This is a genomic window from Bacillus rugosus, from assembly GCF_023238245.1.
In the GTDB taxonomy this organism is placed as follows: domain Bacteria; phylum Bacillota; class Bacilli; order Bacillales; family Bacillaceae; genus Bacillus; species Bacillus rugosus.
Genome location: NZ_CP096590.1, coordinates 3,703,054 through 3,721,322 on the forward strand (window position 1 = coordinate 3,703,054; position 18,269 = coordinate 3,721,322).

Genomic DNA, 18,269 nt, shown 5'->3' on the forward strand with positions numbered 1-18,269 from the left:
GCCCGCTATGTTGACCGCGCAGCCTGTCCGCTCTTTGATTCACACCATATGATGTGCTTTTCACTATATTCTACTCCTTCACGCAGGATTTGCAAATGACCTGTTTGCAGATTTTCTGACAACTTACCTGCCTTCTTTTTTTAGCTGTTTTGCCAGCTGCCGAAGAAGCTTTTCAAGCTCATCTCTCGTTTGCTTATAGATATCAATTGAACCGCCGAACGGATCGATGACATCCCCGTGGCTGCCTGTGACATATTCTTTTAGCGTAAACACTTTATCACGATAACGTCCAAATTGGCTGGCAATGATCTGTTTGTGCTGATGGGTCATAGCCAGAACTAGATCAGCTGATTTCATATGTTCTTCAGTTAATGGAGAAGACACATGATTCAGGGCAATGTGTTTTTCAAACAGCGCTTCGACCGCGTGAGGCGTCGCTTTCCCATTAGGCGAAGCAAACACGCCTGCCGAGCGGACACTGACATTCAGCCCTTCCGTTTCTGCAATTGATTTAAAAAGCGCCTCAGCCATTGGGCTGCGGCACGTATTTCCAGTACAGACAAAAATAATGTTCATGTCAGTCACCCCTTATTTTTCTCTATTATATATGAAGAAAAAAGAAACGGCGACTTCGTTTCTTTTATTGGTATATTAAATTGGCAAAAGCAGCTTTAGGCCGAATACGATTAATATGATGCCCCCGAGCGCTTCGCTGTATGTGCCAAGCCACGACTGCACTTGTTTTCCGATCAGCAGGCCCAGCCATGTCAAAATCATACTGAACAGCCCGAACAGGGTAATTGTAAGGAGCGGATGCGATCCGTATATCCCCAAGCTCAAACCGACGGAAAAGCTGTCAAGGCTGACGCCGACGGCAAACAGCAATAAGCCCGGCCCTGTCGGTGACATGAATCGTTCTTCTGACTGTTTAAAAGAAGCCATAAGCATTTGAACCCCAAGAACAAAAAGCAGCGAACCCCCGATATAAACCGCTAACACGCCGAGGAGCCCCGACAGCATGTTACCGGCCGCCATCCCTCCGAGAGGCATGATGACGTGAAAGAGGCCGATGATGAAACCAATAAAGAATATCTGCTTTTTCCTTAGTTTGACCATGCCCATTCCGAGACCGACAGAAAAAGCATCCATCCCTAAAGCAAACGCCATGATGCTTAACGTAATCAGTTCGCCTATGAACAAATCCGACATACTTGAATAACCCCCTTGGACACGCCCCGCTTTTTTAGCCTATGCGTGTCCAAAAAGGGTTAGAACATCTGACTGTGTTCAGCGAATCACTCTTCCACCGGCGGCTTTCATCAGCCTGTTCATAATGGCGAGACCGACGCCCGTGTCCGGAAAGGATTCCGCGATAATAAAATCCACCTTATTCTCATCAAAGCTGCGTAAAGCATCGTACAGCGCTGCCGCAACAGTCTCAAGCTGAGCCCGTCTTCCGCAGCTCTTCACATAATCAGCCGAATAAACGCCCGCGTTTTCTTCTGTCGTCAGGACACCGACCCGTTTCCCGCCCTGCTGATATTCTTGAATGAGATGCTGAATGCGCTCTGGGCCGCCTTCACAAATGACAAGCGGCGCTGTCGGCGCGTAATGCGTATATTTCATCCCCGGAGAAATCGGCTTTTCATTTTGATCGCTGAGTCCTTTATCCACAAGGATCGGTCCGATCTCCGCTTCAATTTGTTCTTTCGTAATGCCGCCCGGGCGCAGGAGAACAGGGATGTCTCCCTCACATGAAAGTACGGTTGATTCGACCCCAATCCCGGTAGGGCCTCCGTCCATAAGTCCGGCTATGCGTCCATCCAAGTCGTGAGCCACATGTTCCGCCTTTGTCGGACTTGGCTTGCCTGATAGATTGGCGCTAGGTGCCGCAATCGGCAAACCAGACTCGCGAATCAATGCTAGAGCAAGAGGATGATCTGGCATCCTAATGGCAACCGTTTCAAGCCCTGCCGTTACACGAGGTGAGAGCGCACCAGGTTTGCAAGGAAGAATGAGCGTAAGTGCTCCCGGCCAAAACCGTTTCATCAATGTTTTCGCCTTTTCCGGCGCCATACCCGTTAAATCATCAAGCTGGCTGATATCCGCAATGTGGACAATCAGGGGATTATCGCTCGGACGCCCTTTTGCCTCATATATTTTTTTGACGGCATCTGTGTTTTTCGCGTTTGCGCCGAGACCGTATACCGTTTCTGTCGGGAACGCAACGACCTCATTTTCCCGGAGCAAAGCGGCTGCTTGTGCAATTTGTGGATCATTTGTGGATAACTCGTCAGTTACATCCACAAACCATCTTTTCGTTTTCATTTTCTGACCAAACTCCTTATTCACAACAATAAAACGATTGTTTTATGCGTGTAATCCTTTTGAAAGTATAAAAGATGTCCTGTAATAAAACAAGCGTTATCCACAAATTGTGGACAACGCTAATGAAGAGGTGGATAAGTATGTGTATAAATCATCCTTATCCAGACGCCTTTTTCATCAAGACGGCCCCTTCCGTTTGCCGCGATTCACAGAAGTGATCAGAAGAAAACAGCTCTTCAGGTACGCTTTCAGCTGGTTCAAATCCCAGTGCCGCCAGAAAGTCAGCAGAGGAATGCTGGTTCGCTATTAAATATACTGTTTTGATCTGATGCTTCTCGCACAGCACCTCCATGCTCTGAAAGAGCGTCACAATATGGCCTTGGTGAAGCTTGTCCGTTATCACAAGTGATCGCAGCAGCCCTTGATCACAGCTTATTTTTTCAATTCCGAGACAGCCGGCAATGTTTTTCTCGCTGTCCTCCAGCATAAGAAACTGGGTGAAGCCTTCTTTCACGCCTTCATGATTGGTTTTCGCCTGTTTTAAAAATTCCTCGAGCACGTCTCCGTCTTTTTCCCTTGCCACCCGCAGTTGATAAAACATCCGTTCACCCCGTTTTTTGCATTCTTTCTTCCAATCTATGAGGCAAATCTATTTTTAGACCAGGTGATTAGGAAAAAAGGTCGGAAATCCATTCGACTAAGAAGAACTTCACTTCTGTGGCGTCTTCCTTCTCTTCTTTCTCTTCTTTTTTGGCTTTTTCCGCTTTAGCTGTTACGTCCTCAAGCACTTTTTCAGTCTGCTTTTTTGAAGCTTCTTTATCTTCTTGTTCTTTTACGGCTTCCCCGTTAGAAAAATCGAGAAAGCAGAGCGGCGGGAACAGCACACACCACCAGTTGGCGCCGTCACCGTTTCCAAGCGTAATCAGAATCGCTTCATACTCACCAGCAGGATATACCATGTTGCCGTAAAGCTTTGTCGGAAATGAGATTTTGTCAAAGTCAACGGAGATCGATTGGTTCGCTCCTTCTTTCTCCATTGTTTCCTTTGCAATTGCTTTGATTTCAGGGAGCTTTGAGCGAATCACACGCCGCGCTTCTTCAATAGAAGTGATATCCTGTACCCATGTTGTAATTTCTTTATTGACCGCGTCTCTGATATGCCGCTTTAATTGCTGGTCCTGATCCCTATCGCTGTTTGCCAATATTCTCAGGCGAATCGCCTCGTCCGGTATGACCACCGGCTGATTTTCTGATTGCTGTGCCGTCTCTTCTTTTGCCAACCCTACAAGCGCTCCGGATAATAAAAGAAAGATATATATACATATGATTACTGTTTTTTTCATCGGTCCCCACCGTTCCTCTCCGTGCTTTGTTTCTAGCCCTATTATGGACAAGAAGCGCCTGAGGTAAACGTACAGGGTGAAAAAAATCTAGCAAGCTGTTAATCTAATTTATGGTACGATAGTGTTTTAGGAGGTTTAAGATGAAATATAATTATACAGTGCTGTTATCAGCATTCACGATGTCGGTTCTTTATTCGATTATCTATATTCATTCATTTATCATTGCCGCTGTCATAACGATGGCATTTTATTTTCTTTTTCCTTATTTGATATTCGCGCTGCCGCTTCAATTCATGATGAATAAAAAGCCGAAACGGTTCAGCCCTTTGTATCTGCTGTATTACCTTGCCGCAGCTTCTATTGCCAATGCGATCATTTTCGGCGTGCTGCAGCCTTCGGGACAATCTCTGTTTCAAAATACGGCCTTCTATCTTTTCGCTGTTTTAACAGCTCTTGTCTATTGGATATGGGATTCTGTTTTGCTGCAAAAAAAGGAAGCCTGAGGGGCTTCCTTTTTTCATTAAAACAAAACCGTCAGCAAATAACATAAAATAGAAGGTATCGCCGCAACAAAGAAAGCAGCAGCCATTTTCAAGCGGGCTGTACGGCCTTCTTTGGTTTCTGAATGGTAGTTTGCCCGCTGATCGCTTCCGCTTACAGCCAAACCCGAAGTGATGATCGCAAGCCCAATCAAAACGAGAGACACTACGCCAAACATCGTTTCATATGAAAGAGCCTGCGGAAAAATGGTGCCAACCATGCTCTCAATCGCAATGAGCAAGATTCCTGCTGCCAGGGCCTTTTTCATCTTTTACATCCCCTTTGCCGGTGTTAACACAGCTTGATTCATCAACTCGCCAGCAAGCTGCTTATATATCTTTATGAATCACGGCGCATATGGTTCTGTCTTTTCCGTTAATATCTTTCAGCACTTCTACTTCCGCACCCTTAAACGCCTTGAGGATCAGCTCTTTGACCGCTGCACCCTGTTTCCATCCGATTTCAAAAACGACAAACACTTTATCTTTCATGACAAGCGGGAGATCTTCCATAAACCGCTTATAGAATTTCAGCCCGTCTCCGCCGTCGGTGAGGGCGTGCAGCGGCTCATGAAAACGAACAATCTCTGATAGATCAGCCATTTCTTCTTCTGAAATATAAGGAGGATTCGAGACGACAATATCCGCTTTTTTGCCTGCCTTAATAAAAGGCTCAAGCAGATCGCCCTGATAAAAGTGCACATCTGCTCCGAGCTTTTCTGCATTGGCGGAGGCGACTTGCAGCGCCTCTTTCGAGATATCGACAGCCGACACAGAAAAGTTTTTGTTTTCAAGCGCAAGGGTGACGGCTATCGCTCCGCTCCCTGTACCGACGTCAACGACTTCGAGCTTGCCGTCTTCAGAAAAGACATGCCGATATTTTTCAAGCAGATGATAGACAACCTCTTCTGTTTCCGGCCGCGGGATCAGCACATCATCATTCACCATAAATTCCCGTCCGTAAAAAAACTCTTTTCCTATAATGTACTGAACCGGCACGCCCTCTTTATGCATCTCAACGTGACGCTTAAAGCGATATAGTTCGTCTTCACCAATCGGTTCCTGTAGGCTGGCGAGCAGCTTGCTTCTGTCCATTCCGGTATCATAAAGCAAAAGAAGCTCGGCTGCATTTTCTTCTCTTCCCGCTTCGGTTAAATAAGAAGAAGCCCATTTCAGGGCTTCAAATATCGTCTTCATCTTAACCTTCCGACTGCTGAAGCTTGCTTGCTTGATCTTCAACGATCAGCGCTTCAACCACTTCGTCAAGTTTTCCTTCAAGAATCTGATCAAGCTTTTGAATCGTCAGGCCGATTCTGTGATCCGTCACACGGTTTTGCGGGAAGTTGTATGTGCGGATACGCTCAGAGCGGTCACCTGATCCAACTGCTGATTTCCGTGTTTGATCATATTCAGCCTGGGCTTCCTGCTGAAATTTATCGTAGATTCTGGCACGGAGAACCTTCATTGCTTTTTCTTTGTTCTTGATTTGAGATTTTTCATCTTGGCATGATACAACAACACCCGTCGGCAAGTGCGTCAGACGAACGGCAGACATTGTTGTGTTAACGCTTTGTCCGCCTGGTCCGCTTGATGCAAACGTATCAACACGGATATCCTTCTCATGAATGTCAACCTCTACTTCTTCTGCCTCAGGAAGACATGCTACTGTTGCAGTAGATGTATGGATACGGCCGCCTGATTCTGTTTCAGGAACACGCTGTACGCGGTGGGCGCCGTTTTCATATTTGAGTTTAGAATATGCGCCGCTTCCCGTAATCATGAAGATGATCTCTTTGTAGCCGCCCGTTCCGGTTACACTCGCTTCCATGACCTCTGTTTTCCAGCCTTGAAGCTCAGCATAACGGGAATACATTCTGTACAGGTTGCCCGCGAATAAAGCGGCTTCCTCGCCTCCCGCAGCTCCGCGGATCTCCATAATAACGTTTTTGTCGTCATTCGGATCTTTCGGGATCAGGAGCACTTTCAGGCGTTCTGACAGTGTTTCCGTTTCCTTCTGAAGTTCAGAAATCTCTTCCTTCACCATGTCGCGCATCTCAGCGTCCAGCTTCTCTTCAAGCATTGCTTTTGCATCAGTCAGCTGTTCTGACGCACCTCTGTATTGTCTATATACGTCAACTGTTTCTTGTATATCAGATTGCTCTTTTGAATATTCTCTTAGCTTTTTCGGATCGTTGACTACTTCTGGATCGCTTAAAAGCTCATTTAATTTTTCGTATCGTTCTTCGATTGACTTTAAACGGTCTAACACGGTCTTCACCTCTGTTTTCCTGTGCGTAACATTCTCATTATAGTATAGTGCTTAACCCCAGTCAAAAGCATTTCAATCCCAGCTGGAAAAGACTCCTCTGCTATACTGGGAATAGAGGAGGGATGATGTTGCTGAAATCCATACATCATATTGCAATCATATGTTCAGATTATGAAAAGTCGAAAGCTTTCTACGTACATAAGCTTGGTTTTCACGTGATTCAAGAAACGTACCGCGAAGAGCGCGCTTCCTATAAGCTTGATTTGTCGCTTAACGGCTCGTATGTCATTGAGCTGTTCTCGTTTCCCGATCCGCCCGCACGCCAAACACGGCCTGAAGCGGCAGGCCTGCGCCACCTCGCCTTCACAGTCAGCAGCTTGGATGAGGCCGTTCAGGAGCTTCATGAAAAAGGCATCGAAACAGAGCCGATCAGAAGAGATCCGCTGACCGGCAAGCGGTTCACCTTCTTTTTTGATCCTGACCAGCTTCCATTAGAACTGTATGAACAATAACGGTTTTTGAAGAAAAAAAGGAGATACCCACTTTCTTTGCCGAATCTTTTCTTGTTTTGTCTAACGAGAAGGGAACCGCATTCTATGGTCGAATACCTAGCTAAAAAGGAGGTATGGGATCATGAATACAAATATGGTAGCAAGTGAACTCGGCGTCTCCGCAAAAACGGTGCAGCGGTGGGTGAAGCAGCTGAATCTTCCCGCCGAACGCAATGAGCTCGGACACTATTCGTTCACGGCAGAGGACGTGAAAGTTCTAAAATCTGTTCAAAAACAAATCTCTGAAGGCACGGCGATTCAGGATATTCATGTGCCGCAAAGCATTAAAAAGCGCACAGGCTTCATTGTCCAAAAAACAAATGGCGACACAGAACGAAGAATCGAACAGCTCGAACAGAAACTGGATACCCTATTACAGCAAAAGCAGGACGAAAACGAATTGCTGTCGAGGATTACGGAACTGGAACGCCAGCTGAAACAAAAAGCCGATGAGGGTGTATCTTATCAGCTGCTTCAGCACCGCAGAGAGATTGATGACATCCTTGCAGACCTGCAATCACTTACCTCACAGATGAAAGAATTCACCGCTCAGCCGATCCCCGAGACTGCTGCTGCTTCCGAAAAAAACAAAACAAGAAAAAAACCGCTGCTGTCACTGTTCAAATTTCAAACCTAAAGCAAAAAGCTCCCCGTAAAGGGAGCTTTTTTGATTACGCAGTAAGTGCAATAATGATCGGAAGTGAAATCAATGACAGAATCGCACTGATCACAAACGCAGAAGCCGTTTCTTCTTCTTGTTTCTCGAAACGAGTCGCAATCATGGCCGCAACAGCAGAACCAGGGAATGCAACAAGAAGGATCGCTTTTGTTGTTTGGTCAGCTGGAAGTCCGACTGCAAGAGCAATCAGGAACATTAACGCAGGCTGAACCGCAACTTTGAGTAACGCAATGCCAAATGCCGGTACGCTGAGTTTGATACTGCGGATACCAACAGTAACACCGACAGCAAAGAGAGCAACACCAGATGTTGTGCTTCCAAGCTGATCAAGCATTTTAACACCCAGCTCAGGAAGAGTGACACCGCAAAGCACTAAGATCATACTGATTAAAGGAGCAGCTGCAAGCGGCTCAGAAAGACCGTGCAGGATTGATTTTCCTGTCATCTTCCAGAAGCTGTCGCCGCCCTCTTCGTTTTTCTTAGAAGACTCACCGACAGTAGCAACAATAATCGCAAGCGGATCGAGAATCGCATTAACAACGATACCTGTAACCGCGATCGGAATCGCAACCTCTTGCGCACCGAACAAGCTTCCCAGTACAGGAATACCCATAAATGCGAATGTCGGCTGTGCAGAGTTCAAAGAAAATACGGATGAGTTCGTTAAATCATATTTAAACACAAATCTGCAAAGCAATAAAATTACGATATAGAAACCAACAATCCCAATAGTTAAAGAAACCATTAATGGAATTTGAGATAAAAATTCACTTCTGGAAGTTGTCAAAATACCAGCGATAAAGTGAGCTGGAAGCGCGTATTTCGTTACTAACGTACTTACCCCTTTTGCCGACTTGGCATCATAACTTCCAAAATGTCCTGCAAACCAACCCAGCACGATAACAAAGAAGATCGGTGCCAGGAGGATTAAGATATCTAAGATGCTCAAAATATTCTCCTCCAAATCCTATGTCCGTATACTTTAGCTTTACAAAAAGCTTTCCCTCGGACGAAAAAATTTACTCGCTAATTATTTCGCGATGACTTTTTTGTATTCCGGTGTCCACATTGCATCAAGAACCGCTTGTTTCACATCTTCAGGCTGACGATTTGCTACCCCGTCTTTAATTGCTGCTTCAGCAACGGCAATCGCAACTTGAATAGAAACTTCTTGAAGCTTGTCAATGCTTGGAAGCAATCCTGCTCCAGGTGTTTCAAGATCAACCATTTCAGCAATCGCATCAGCCGTTGCAGCAAACATAGCAGGCGTAATGATACGCGCTTCAGCTACAATTGAACCAAGTCCAAGACCAGGGAACGCGAATGCGTTGTTAGATTGTCCGATTTCATAAGAAACACCGTTGTATTCTACATTGTCAAATGGGCTTCCTGTTGCAATAAGCACTTTTCCGTCAGTCCATTTGAACAGATCTTCAGGAACTGCTTCAGCAAGGTGAGTCGGGTTAGACATCGGCATGATAACCGGACGTTCTACGTGAGATGCCATTTCTTTCACAATTTCCTCTGTGAACGCACCTGAAACCCCTGAAGTACCGATTAAGATCGTTGGTTTCGCTTGGCGAACCACTTCATCGAATGGAATTTGGCCTTTTTCATCGCGTTTCCAGTCTTTCACTTCATCTGTACTGCGAAGGTAAGGTTTTTGGAAATCAAGGATGCCTTCGATTTCTTCAGTCAGCAGGCCTCTGTAATCAATTGTGTAGAAGCGTTTGTTAGCTTCTTCTTCAGATAATCCAGCAAGCACCATTGTGTCACGGATTTGGTCAGCAATACCGATACCAGCAGAACCAGCACCGAAGACAACAACACGCTGATCTTTAATAGAAGCGCCAGTTTTCTTCATAGCAGCAAGCACACCAGCAAGTGTGATCGCGCCTGTACCTTGGATATCATCATTAAATGTAAGAATTTCATGGTTGTATTTTTTCATGATATTGCGTGCATTTTTGTTACCAAGGTCTTCCCAGTGAAGAAGCGCTTTAGGGAAGAATTTCAATGCTGCTTTTACATAAGCATCAATGAAAGCTTCATAGCGTTCGCCTTGAACACGTTCATGCTTGTTACCAATATATAAAGGATCATTCAGAAGTTTTTCGTTGTTCGTACCGACATCAAGCACTACCGGGATAACACGGCTAGGGTCAATACCAGCTGCAGCAGTGTAAACAGCCAATTTACCGATTGCGATGTTAATACCGCCTACACCCCAGTCACCGATACCGAGAATACTTTCAGAGTCAGTAGCAACGATAAGGTCAATATCGCCTGCTGTCGCATGAAGGTTTTCAAAAGCTTTTTCAATACCGTCAATGTTGTCGATTGACAAGTAGATACCTTGAGGTCTTCTATATTCATGGCTGTATTCCTGAATCGCTTCACCAACTGTTGGCGTGTATACAACAGGAAGCATTTCGCGAAGATGGTTTTTCAGCAATTTATAGAAAAGAACTTCGTTACGGTTTGCAAGATCACTTAAGTAAACATTTTGACGAAGGCGGTCAGGCTGCGCTTGGAATTGCTCGTATGCGCGTTGTGCTTGTTGATCAAGAGAAAGTACAGTTGGCGGCAAAAGCCCTTCTAAGCCAAGTTCTTGTCTTTCTTCTACTGAAAAAGCAACGCCTTTATTTAAAGTAGGAATAGATAAAACTTCTTTTCCTCTAAGAGTTGTTTCTAAGTGGCCTTCTTTCGTTTTTTTTATGTTATTCAAGCAAATCTCCTTCTTTCTTGAAATAGTTAACCAAGTTAAGTAATAACCCATCTAAAATATGACCGATCATGATCTTTATGCGACTTTGTGACAATTATTCGAACAATGTCTCAAAACTATTTACATTACGTAAGCTATTGTATGCCTGTCAAAATCAAAATTCAAGGGAAGAAAATTAGTTAATTTTTTAATACACTTAATTAAATTTTTTAATTGAATATTATCAGAATATAAAAAAAACACCGGTGTTTTTAGCCGGTGCTTTCTATCTTTATACCCATGTTTTGGACTATTTTTTAGATTTTCCTGGGACTTCGTGATGGTGTCTGCATCGTGCTTCATACGATTCGGATGCGCCCACCAAAATGACCGGATCATCGTAAGAAGCAGGTTTACCGTCAATCAGGCGCTGTGTTCTGCTCGCCGGTGATCCGCAGACGGAACACACCGCTTGCAGCTTCGTCACACTTTCTGCAATCGCCATAATATTCGGGACGACACCGAACGGCTCTCCCCTAAAATCCATGTCAAGGCCCGCTGCAATCACACGGTAGCCTTTATCGGCAAGAGATGATAAAACCTCAACAATATCCTGATCAAAAAACTGTACTTCATCAACGGCAATCACATCCGTACTCTCACTGATGTGATCCCAAATGTCCGCAGCAGAAGAAATGGCATAGCTCGTCATCGATGTTCCATTATGGGAGACAACAGCATCTTCGCTGTAGCGATTATCAATCACAGGTTTAAATACCCTGACTTCCTGCTTGGCGTAAGTCGCTCTCTTCACTCTTCTGATCAGCTCTTCAGATTTCCCCGAGAACATGCTGCCGCAAATCAGCTCAAGCCACCCGCTTTGTTTCATTATGTACATAGGCTCCGCTCCCCTCTCTCTGCCAGCTGTGTTTTTAGACAATATAAAAAACAGGCAAGACTGCTTCCTGCCTGTTGAAAAATCTATTATTACTTAAGACCGTATTTTTTGTTAAAGCGATCAACACGACCATCAGCAGAAGCGAATTTTTGACGGCCAGTGTAGAATGGGTGGCATTCAGAGCAAATCTCAACGCGTACCTCTTCTTTTACTGAGCCTGTTTCAAATTCATTTCCGCAAGCGCATTTAACTGTTGCTTTTTTGAAATTAGGATGAATTCCTGCTTTCATTGTATCCATCTCCTTCCGCCCTGAATCCCGTGTGGAAACAGAGTTATTATTTCGGAGCATTGTCCGAAACGCATATGAGAAAATTATATCAGTGATTTACTTCTTTTGCAAATACAATTTATCTTCTAGTAGATGATAGATTTGCCTGCTTCCATTCTTGATTGAGAATATCGAAAAATTCCTGGTTTGTTTTGGTTTTTTTCATTTTTCTCATGAATTTTTCTGCGAAATCAGGTGAATCAGACATCGTTTTGCGGATAGACCATAAACGATCAAGATGCTCTTTAGGCACAAGCAGCTCTTCCTTGCGCGTTCCCGAACGGCGGATATCGATAGCCGGGAAGATGCGGCGCTCTGCCAGAGTGCGGTCAAGGTGAAGCTCCATGTTGCCTGTTCCCTTGAATTCTTCATAAATGACATCATCCATGCGTGACCCTGTATCAACAAGAGCCGTAGCAAGGATCGTTAAGCTGCCGCCTTCTTCGATATTTCTCGCAGCCCCAAAGAAACGTTTCGGACGGTGGAACGCTGCTGGGTCAATCCCCCCGGAAAGCGTTCTTCCGCTCGGCGGAATCACTAAGTTGTAGGCGCGGGCAAGGCGTGTGATGCTGTCCATCAGGATGATGACGTCTTTTTTGTGTTCTACAAGACGCATCGCGCGCTCAAGAACAAGCTCGGCCACTTTGATATGGTTTTCCGGCACTTCATCAAACGTTGAGCTGACGACATCCCCAGCTACAGAACGCTCGATATCGGTCACTTCCTCCGGTCTTTCGTCGATCAAAAGCACGATCAGCTCTGCTTCAGGCTGGTTTGCTGTAATGCTGTTGGCGATTTCCTTCAGCAGCATCGTTTTTCCGGCTTTTGGAGGCGCAACAATCAAACCGCGCTGTCCAAATCCAACCGGCGCCATCATGTCCATTATTCTTGTAGACAAGAAGTTCGGCTTTGTTTCAAGCACCATTTGACGGTCTGGATAAAGAGGTGTAAGAGCAGGGAAATGCACACGCTCTTTTGCTGATTCGGGATCATCGCCGTTTACCGCTTCAACGTGCAAAAGCCCATAGTAACGCTCATTTTCTTTTGGCGGGCGAACCTTGCCTGATACTTTGTCTCCGTTCCGCAAATCGAAACGGCGGATTTGTGAAGCTGAGATGTAAATGTCTTCTGAGCTTGGAGAGTAGTTGATTGGTCTCAGGAAACCGAAACCTTCAGACTGGATGATCTCAAGAACGCCTTCCATAAACAGCAGATCTTCCTGTTCTGCATTTGCTTTCAGAATGGCGAAAATGAGTTCTTTTTTTGTCAGTTTGCTGTAATAGGAGATTTTATAATGTCTTGCAAGTTCATAAAGCTCTTTCAATTTCATATTTTCCAAAGAGGAAATAGATACGTCTTTCATAAAAACACCACGCTTTTCATAGTCAATATCTTACTTGCACATGTAATCTGCTGCTTTTGCACAACATCCGCCAAAGCACATTCTTTTTTTAACATAAAGGAACTTCTATCGGTAACACTTCCACCCATGATCGGCGCTTTTGTTAAAAGGATTGTCTTAATGAGTTTTGAAGGAAGCGAGGACAAAAACATGAGAAGATCAATACTTATATCGTCTGTATGCGGTAGAAATTGAAACTTTCCTAGTGCTTAAAAGAAGGAATTACGCAGTAAAATTCGCAGCACTCTTTATTTTTACCTTATTTCAAAAAATTATTCAACTGAAATAAGGTTTTGACACGCAATTGATAGAGTTGACGCTTTTCTGCAAAAGAAAAGCGGGCTCACACCCGCTTTTTCTGTTTGTTATGGACGGATTACAAGATTTGGTTTCTTTTTGAGGCTGTGTCTGCCGTCAACGAAACGGACAGTGCCTGATTTTGCACGGATAACTAAGCTTTCAGTTGTACCGACAGAGCCTTTGAATTGAACGCCTTTTAACAGCTCGCCGTCAGTTACCCCGGTAGCTGCAAAAATCGCGTCATCACCCTTCACAAGGTCTTCCATACGAAGAACTTTGCTTAAATCAAGGCCCATATTATTGCAGCGTGTGATTTCTTCTTCGCTTTGCGGAAGGAGTTTACCGATGATTTCTCCACCCAGCGCTTTTAACGCAACAGCAGAAAGCACACCCTCAGGGGCTCCTCCTGATCCGAAAAGGATGTCAACGCCCGTATGGTCGAAAGCCGTATTGATGGCGCCTGCGACATCGCCATCATTGATCAATTTGATTCTGGCGCCGGCCTCACGAAGTTCAGAAATAATTTTTGCGTGTCTTTCACGGTTTAAGATTGTGGCAACGACGTCCTCAACGTCCTTGTTTTTCGCTTTTGCCACCGCTTTAAGATTATCAATGACAGGTGCTTCAATATCAATGCAGCCCACCGCTTCAGGACCGACTGCGATTTTTTGCATATACATGTCAGGAGCGTTCAGAAGCGTGCCGTGATCTGCTACCGCAATAACCGTCAGTGCGTTCCAGCCGCCGCTTGCTAGGATGTTTGTGCCTTCAAGAGGGTCAACTGCGACATCGACGCGCGGGCCGTACCCGTTTCCGAGTTTTTCCCCGATATACAGCATCGGCGCTTCATCCATTTCGCCTTCGCCGATTACAACGGTTCCTTTCATCGGAACTGTATCAAAAACGTCTCTCATTGCGCTCGTTGCCGCTTCATCAGCCTCATCTTTTTTTCCCCGGCCCATCCATCTTGCAGATGCCAATGCCGCAGCTTCGGTTACACGAACCAATTCCATTGATAAACTTCTTTCCATTTCAACACGATCTCCTCTCCACAAGAAACCATTATGAATTTTGAAGCTGTTCTATTTCTTCGTCAGTCATTCTTTCACGCCAGATTGTCGCTCCAAGCCCCTCAAGCTTCTTCTCAAGGCTGCTGTATCCACGGTCAATATGCTCCAGACCCGTAATTTCCGTGACGCCGTCAGCCATCAGGCCGGCTACCACCAGACAGGCTCCGGCACGCAGATCGCTTGCCTTCACTTTTGCGCCTTGAAGCTCGACAGGACCTGTGATGATGGCAGATCTGCCTTCTACTTTCATATTGGCCCCCATCCGTCTCAGCTCATCAATGTGCTTGAATCTTGCCGAATAGATGGTGTCTGTTACGACACTTGTCCCTTTTGCCCTTGTCAGAAGCGCCGTCATCGGCTGCTGCAAATCAGTCGGAAAACCCGGGTATACAAGGGTTTTGACATCAACCGGCTTTAAATGCTTCTGCCCGCCGACAATGAGAAGCTGGTCGTCGCTTGTTTCGATATGATAACCCATTTCTCTCAGCTTTGCCGTTAACGACTCGAGATGAGTGGGAATCACATTATCGATAATGACTTCCTTGCCCATTGCAGCCCCTGCAATCATAAATGTCCCGGCCTCAATTCTGTCCGGAATGATCGTATGCTTGCAGCCGTGCAGTTCCTTCACGCCGTCAATTCGGATCACATTGGTTCCCGCACCTTTGATTTTAGCGCCCATGCTGGTAAGCAGTGTCGCGACATCAATGATCTCAGGCTCCTTGGCAGCGTTTTCGATGATCGTTTTCCCTTCTGCCAAAACAGCGGCAAGCATAATGTTAATGGTTGCCCCTACGCTTACGACATCTAAATAAATGCGTGCGCCTCTCAGCCTTTCAGCACGCAAATAAATAGCGCCCTGTTCATTGGTCACTTCAGCCCCCAGCGCTTCAAAGCCTTTGATATGCTGATCAATCGGCCGGGGCCCTAAGTGGCAGCCGCCGGGCAATCCGATGACGGCCTGCTTGAAGCGGCCGAGCATCGCCCCCATTAAATAATAGGACGCGCGAAGCTTTTTTACTTTCCCGTTAGGAAGCGGCATGCTGATCATCGACGTGGGATCAACAACCATTTCACCATTCTCAAAATGCACGTTGCCGCCGATTTCCTTTAACAGGTCACGCAGCGTTTCAATATCTGAAATCTCTGGAAGCCCTTCAATTGTCACCTCGGAATTTGCCAAAATGGTTGCAGGTATTAATGCAACAGCACTGTTTTTAGCGCCGCTGATATGTACTGTACCGTTTAACGAGTCACCGCCGGCAATATTCAACTTTTCCATGATAGTCTCCTTCCATAAGAAGATAGCTGCGGAGCTAAATAAAATGTCATTTTATTCTGTCTCTGCAAATAAAGCTCATGTCCAAAATCTAGCCAATTCGAAGAGAAAGAATACAACACATTGTAAAATATCAGGAAGAAAATAGCGAAGCTTTGCGGGGTACAGGTTTCGAAAGTACAGAGACCCACCGGCTCGAGAGACATCGTCGTCATCCGGCAAAAGCAGTACGCAAACCCTTCATTCCGATATCAGCTTCTGCAGCCCAATGATTCCTTCTCTGTAAAGCGGTGTCAGCATTGTAGGTCCGCTGTATCAGATGGTGAAAAACAAAGGCCGCGGCAAACAGGCATAAAGCTGTTTGCCGCCCTTTGCAATTATTTATTCCAGTCTGCCAGGAATTGTTCGATTCCTTTGTCTGTTAACGGATGCTTAGTGAGCGCATGAATGACTTTCAGCGGCATTGTGCCGATATGAGCCCCTCTTAGAGCGGCTTCTGTCACGTGCTGCGGATGGCGGATTGACGCTGCAATGATTTGCGTCTCAAGACCGTGAATGTCAAAAATCTGCTTGACGTCTGAAATCAGGTCAAGTCCGTTGTGGCCGATGTCATCTAAACGTCCCAGGAATGGAGATACATACGTTGTTCCTGCTCTGGCAGCGAGAAGTGCCTGGTTGGCATTGAAGATCAATGTGACGTTTGTTTTGATGCCTAAGTCAGTAAGTGCTCTTACCGCTTTTAAACCATCAGACGTCATCGGGATTTTCACGGTAATGTTCGGAGCGATTTTCGCCAGTTCTTTTCCTTCCTCGATCATTTCCTCAGCTTTCAAAGAAATAACCTCTGCGCTTACAGAGCCTTTCACGACGTCTGTGATCTCGCGAAGACGATCGTGGAATGATACGTTAGCTTCTTTTGCTACTAAACTAGGGTTCGTCGTTACACCGGCGAGAATTCCTAATTCATTCGCTTCTTTAATTTCCTCGATATTAGCTGTATCAACAAAGAATAACATTTTCAAAAAGCCTCCCTGATTAAGAAATTTTCTGAACTGTGAATATGATTGCGCTTTCTAAAGATAGACGGAAAACCGCCTGTCAAGCTGTCAGGCGGCTATAAATGTTCCAATTGAATTAAGCTTGGTTTGAAGAACCAAATTCACGCATTTTACCGATAACTGTTTCTTTGATCGCTTCACGAGCTGGTCCAAGGTATTTACGTGGATCGTACTCGTTAGGCTTAGCTGCCAATGTTTCACGAACAGCTTTTGCAGAAGAAATTTGGTTTTCAGTATTCACGTTGATTTTTGCTGTACCAAGTGAAATTGATTTTTTGATGTCAGCAGTAGGAATTCCAGTACCGCCGTGAAGAACTAATGGAAGGCCAGTTGTTTTACCGATAGCTTCCATTTCCTTGAAACCAAGGTTTGGTTCGCCTTTGTAAGGGCCGTGAACAGAACCTAATGCAGGTGCAAGGCAGTCGATGCCAGTACGCTCAACAAGCTCTTGGCACTCTTTAGGATCAGCGTAGATTACGCCTTCAGCGATAACGTCATCTTCTTGTCCGCCGACTGTTCCAAGCTCAGCTTCTACAGATACTCCGTGGAAATGAGCAAGCTCAACAACTTTAGAAGTTGTTTCAACGTTTTCTTCAAATGGATGGTGAGAAGCGTCGATCATTACAGATGTGAAACCTGCATGAATCGCTTTCGCACAAGATTCAAAGCTTGAACCGTGGTCTAAGTGAATCGCAACAGGAACTGTCACTTTGTACTCTTCCATAAGTGCTTTTACCATAGCAACGACTGTTTTGAAGCCGCCCATGTAGCGTCCCGCACCTTCGGAAACACCAAGGATCACTGGAGATTTTTCTTCTTCAGCTGCTTGTAAAATCGCTTGAGTAAACTCAAGGTTGTTTAAGTTAAATTGTCCTACAGCATAACCTTTTTCTTTAGCTGTATTCAACATTTCCGTCATAGAAACTAAAGGCATGTCGAATGTCCTCCTTATGTAGCCTGATTGTCTTCTAGCGAAAAAAGCTTTCCACCCTAGCATGACCCATATATTGCTGTCATATGTAAATACTCAGATCGCTTTTTCTCCATAACTAGAATACCAACTTTTCGACAAATCGGCAACATAATGACATGATTCATTTGTTTCTTCTTTTTGTCAATTAGACTTCAGGGGCAGATATTTTTTCACGGCGTCTCTGATTTCATCGATGTCAAACGGCTTCGCAAAGTGCGTCAAAGCGCCCAGCTCCTTTGATTCCTGGATCATGTCGAGCTCTCCGTATGCCGTCATGATAATCACCCGGATGTTTTCGTCAATGACCTTCATCCGTTTTAAGATTTCGATACCATCCATGCCGGGAATTTTCATGTCCAGAAGCACAAGGTCGGGCCGTTCTTTTGTCACGATGTCAAGCGCTTGCAGGCCGTTTGCAGCCTGAAACGTCTGGTAGCCTTCTTTATTGAATACTTCGTTAAGCAAAATACGTATACCGTATTGATCATCAACGATTAAAATTTTTTCATTCATCATTTTACACCCCAATATTATGATTTTCGTC

Annotated in this window: 22 protein-coding genes; 3 read left to right on the forward strand and 19 right to left on the reverse strand. The window is 45.2% G+C overall.

From position 1 onward, the window contains the following. Nucleotides 1-123 precede the first annotated feature (123 nt). The 5 genes from prpB to spoIIR form a co-directional block, all read right to left on the reverse strand. On the reverse strand, nucleotides 124-576 hold the full coding sequence (gene prpB / locus M0696_RS18775; RefSeq protein ID WP_248602274.1) for a protein arginine phosphatase PrpB: 453 nt from the start codon (nucleotides 574-576) through the stop codon (nucleotides 124-126). 75 nt (nucleotides 577-651) lie between these two features. Continuing rightward, nucleotides 652-1,209, reverse strand: coding sequence for a manganese efflux pump MntP (locus M0696_RS18780; RefSeq protein WP_248602275.1), 558 nt, complete (start codon nucleotides 1,207-1,209; stop codon nucleotides 652-654). Nucleotides 1,210-1,287: 78 nt separating this feature from the next. Then, entirely contained in the window at nucleotides 1,288-2,328 is a 1,041-nt protein-coding gene (locus M0696_RS18785; protein WP_166847247.1) for an L-threonylcarbamoyladenylate synthase, read from the reverse strand. Nucleotides 2,329-2,485: 157 nt separating this feature from the next. Then, entirely contained in the window at nucleotides 2,486-2,929 is a 444-nt protein-coding gene (locus M0696_RS18790) for a GNAT family N-acetyltransferase (RefSeq protein ID WP_222142206.1), read from the reverse strand. Between the two features lie 67 nt (nucleotides 2,930-2,996). Next, on the reverse strand, nucleotides 2,997-3,671 hold the full coding sequence (gene spoIIR / locus M0696_RS18795; RefSeq protein ID WP_222142207.1) for a stage II sporulation protein R: 675 nt from the start codon (nucleotides 3,669-3,671) through the stop codon (nucleotides 2,997-2,999). Nucleotides 3,672-3,811: 140 nt separating this feature from the next. Here spoIIR and M0696_RS18800 point away from each other — a divergent pair, with 140 nt between their 5' ends. After that, entirely contained in the window at nucleotides 3,812-4,174 is a 363-nt protein-coding gene (locus M0696_RS18800; protein WP_222142208.1) for a UPF0715 family protein, read from the forward strand. A 17-nt stretch (nucleotides 4,175-4,191) separates the two neighbouring features. On the opposite strand, the gene M0696_RS18805 is transcribed toward M0696_RS18800, so the two are convergent. From M0696_RS18805 to prfA, 3 genes are all read right to left on the reverse strand, one after another. Continuing rightward, nucleotides 4,192-4,479, reverse strand: coding sequence for a DUF5316 family protein (locus M0696_RS18805; RefSeq protein ID WP_166847235.1), 288 nt, complete (start codon nucleotides 4,477-4,479; stop codon nucleotides 4,192-4,194). A gap of 61 nt (nucleotides 4,480-4,540) precedes the next feature. Beyond that, nucleotides 4,541-5,407 (reverse strand): peptide chain release factor N(5)-glutamine methyltransferase, encoded by an 867-nt coding sequence (prmC, locus tag M0696_RS18810; protein WP_166847232.1) that lies wholly within the window; start codon nucleotides 5,405-5,407, stop codon nucleotides 4,541-4,543. Between the two features lies 1 nt (nucleotide 5,408). Further along, nucleotides 5,409-6,479, reverse strand: coding sequence for a peptide chain release factor 1 (gene prfA / locus M0696_RS18815; RefSeq protein ID WP_248602788.1), 1,071 nt, complete (start codon nucleotides 6,477-6,479; stop codon nucleotides 5,409-5,411). Nucleotides 6,480-6,604: 125 nt separating this feature from the next. Here prfA and gloA2 point away from each other — a divergent pair, with 125 nt between their 5' ends. Together gloA2 and racA are read left to right on the forward strand one after the other, a co-directional pair. Beyond that, nucleotides 6,605-6,991, forward strand: coding sequence for an SMU1112c/YaeR family gloxylase I-like metalloprotein (gene gloA2, locus M0696_RS18820; RefSeq protein WP_166854573.1), 387 nt, complete (start codon nucleotides 6,605-6,607; stop codon nucleotides 6,989-6,991). Between the two features lie 121 nt (nucleotides 6,992-7,112). Beyond that, nucleotides 7,113-7,667, forward strand: coding sequence for a chromosome-anchoring protein RacA (gene racA / locus M0696_RS18825; protein WP_166847229.1), 555 nt, complete (start codon nucleotides 7,113-7,115; stop codon nucleotides 7,665-7,667). 34 nt (nucleotides 7,668-7,701) lie between these two features. Here the strand turns inward: racA and M0696_RS18830 are convergent, their stop codons facing one another. The 11 genes from M0696_RS18830 to spo0F form a co-directional block, all read right to left on the reverse strand. Beyond that, nucleotides 7,702-8,658 (reverse strand): AEC family transporter, encoded by a 957-nt coding sequence (locus M0696_RS18830; protein WP_072183002.1) that lies wholly within the window; start codon nucleotides 8,656-8,658, stop codon nucleotides 7,702-7,704. 81 nt (nucleotides 8,659-8,739) lie between these two features. Further along, entirely contained in the window at nucleotides 8,740-10,437 is a 1,698-nt protein-coding gene (gene malS, locus M0696_RS18835) for an oxaloacetate-decarboxylating malate dehydrogenase (protein ID WP_217501651.1), read from the reverse strand. Between the two features lie 289 nt (nucleotides 10,438-10,726). Further along, nucleotides 10,727-11,314, reverse strand: coding sequence for a thymidine kinase (locus M0696_RS18840; protein ID WP_166847225.1), 588 nt, complete (start codon nucleotides 11,312-11,314; stop codon nucleotides 10,727-10,729). Between the two features lie 89 nt (nucleotides 11,315-11,403). Beyond that, entirely contained in the window at nucleotides 11,404-11,604 is a 201-nt protein-coding gene (rpmE, locus tag M0696_RS18845) for a 50S ribosomal protein L31 (protein WP_003151132.1), read from the reverse strand. Between the two features lie 118 nt (nucleotides 11,605-11,722). Further along, nucleotides 11,723-13,006, reverse strand: coding sequence for a transcription termination factor Rho (gene rho / locus M0696_RS18850; RefSeq protein WP_166847223.1), 1,284 nt, complete (start codon nucleotides 13,004-13,006; stop codon nucleotides 11,723-11,725). Beyond that, on the reverse strand, nucleotides 13,003-13,197 hold the full coding sequence (locus M0696_RS18855) for a hypothetical protein (RefSeq protein WP_013308072.1): 195 nt from the start codon (nucleotides 13,195-13,197) through the stop codon (nucleotides 13,003-13,005). The genes rho and M0696_RS18855 overlap by 4 nt, the downstream gene beginning before the upstream one ends. A gap of 213 nt (nucleotides 13,198-13,410) precedes the next feature. Next, the gene (gene glpX, locus M0696_RS18860) at nucleotides 13,411-14,376 is read right to left on the reverse strand and encodes a class II fructose-bisphosphatase (protein WP_166847220.1); all 966 of its coding nucleotides are present in this window, start codon (nucleotides 14,374-14,376) and stop codon (nucleotides 13,411-13,413) included. A 31-nt stretch (nucleotides 14,377-14,407) separates the two neighbouring features. Then, entirely contained in the window at nucleotides 14,408-15,697 is a 1,290-nt protein-coding gene (murA, locus tag M0696_RS18865; protein ID WP_014115520.1) for a UDP-N-acetylglucosamine 1-carboxyvinyltransferase, read from the reverse strand. 374 nt (nucleotides 15,698-16,071) lie between these two features. Next, nucleotides 16,072-16,710, reverse strand: a complete 639-nt coding sequence (gene fsa / locus M0696_RS18870; RefSeq protein WP_248602789.1) for a fructose-6-phosphate aldolase — start codon at nucleotides 16,708-16,710, stop codon at nucleotides 16,072-16,074. Nucleotides 16,711-16,828: 118 nt separating this feature from the next. Next, entirely contained in the window at nucleotides 16,829-17,686 is an 858-nt protein-coding gene (locus M0696_RS18875; RefSeq protein ID WP_166847215.1) for a class II fructose-bisphosphate aldolase, read from the reverse strand. 180 nt (nucleotides 17,687-17,866) lie between these two features. Continuing rightward, nucleotides 17,867-18,241, reverse strand: a complete 375-nt coding sequence (gene spo0F, locus M0696_RS18880) for a sporulation initiation phosphotransferase Spo0F (RefSeq protein WP_003227621.1) — start codon at nucleotides 18,239-18,241, stop codon at nucleotides 17,867-17,869. Nucleotides 18,242-18,269 lie beyond the last annotated feature (28 nt).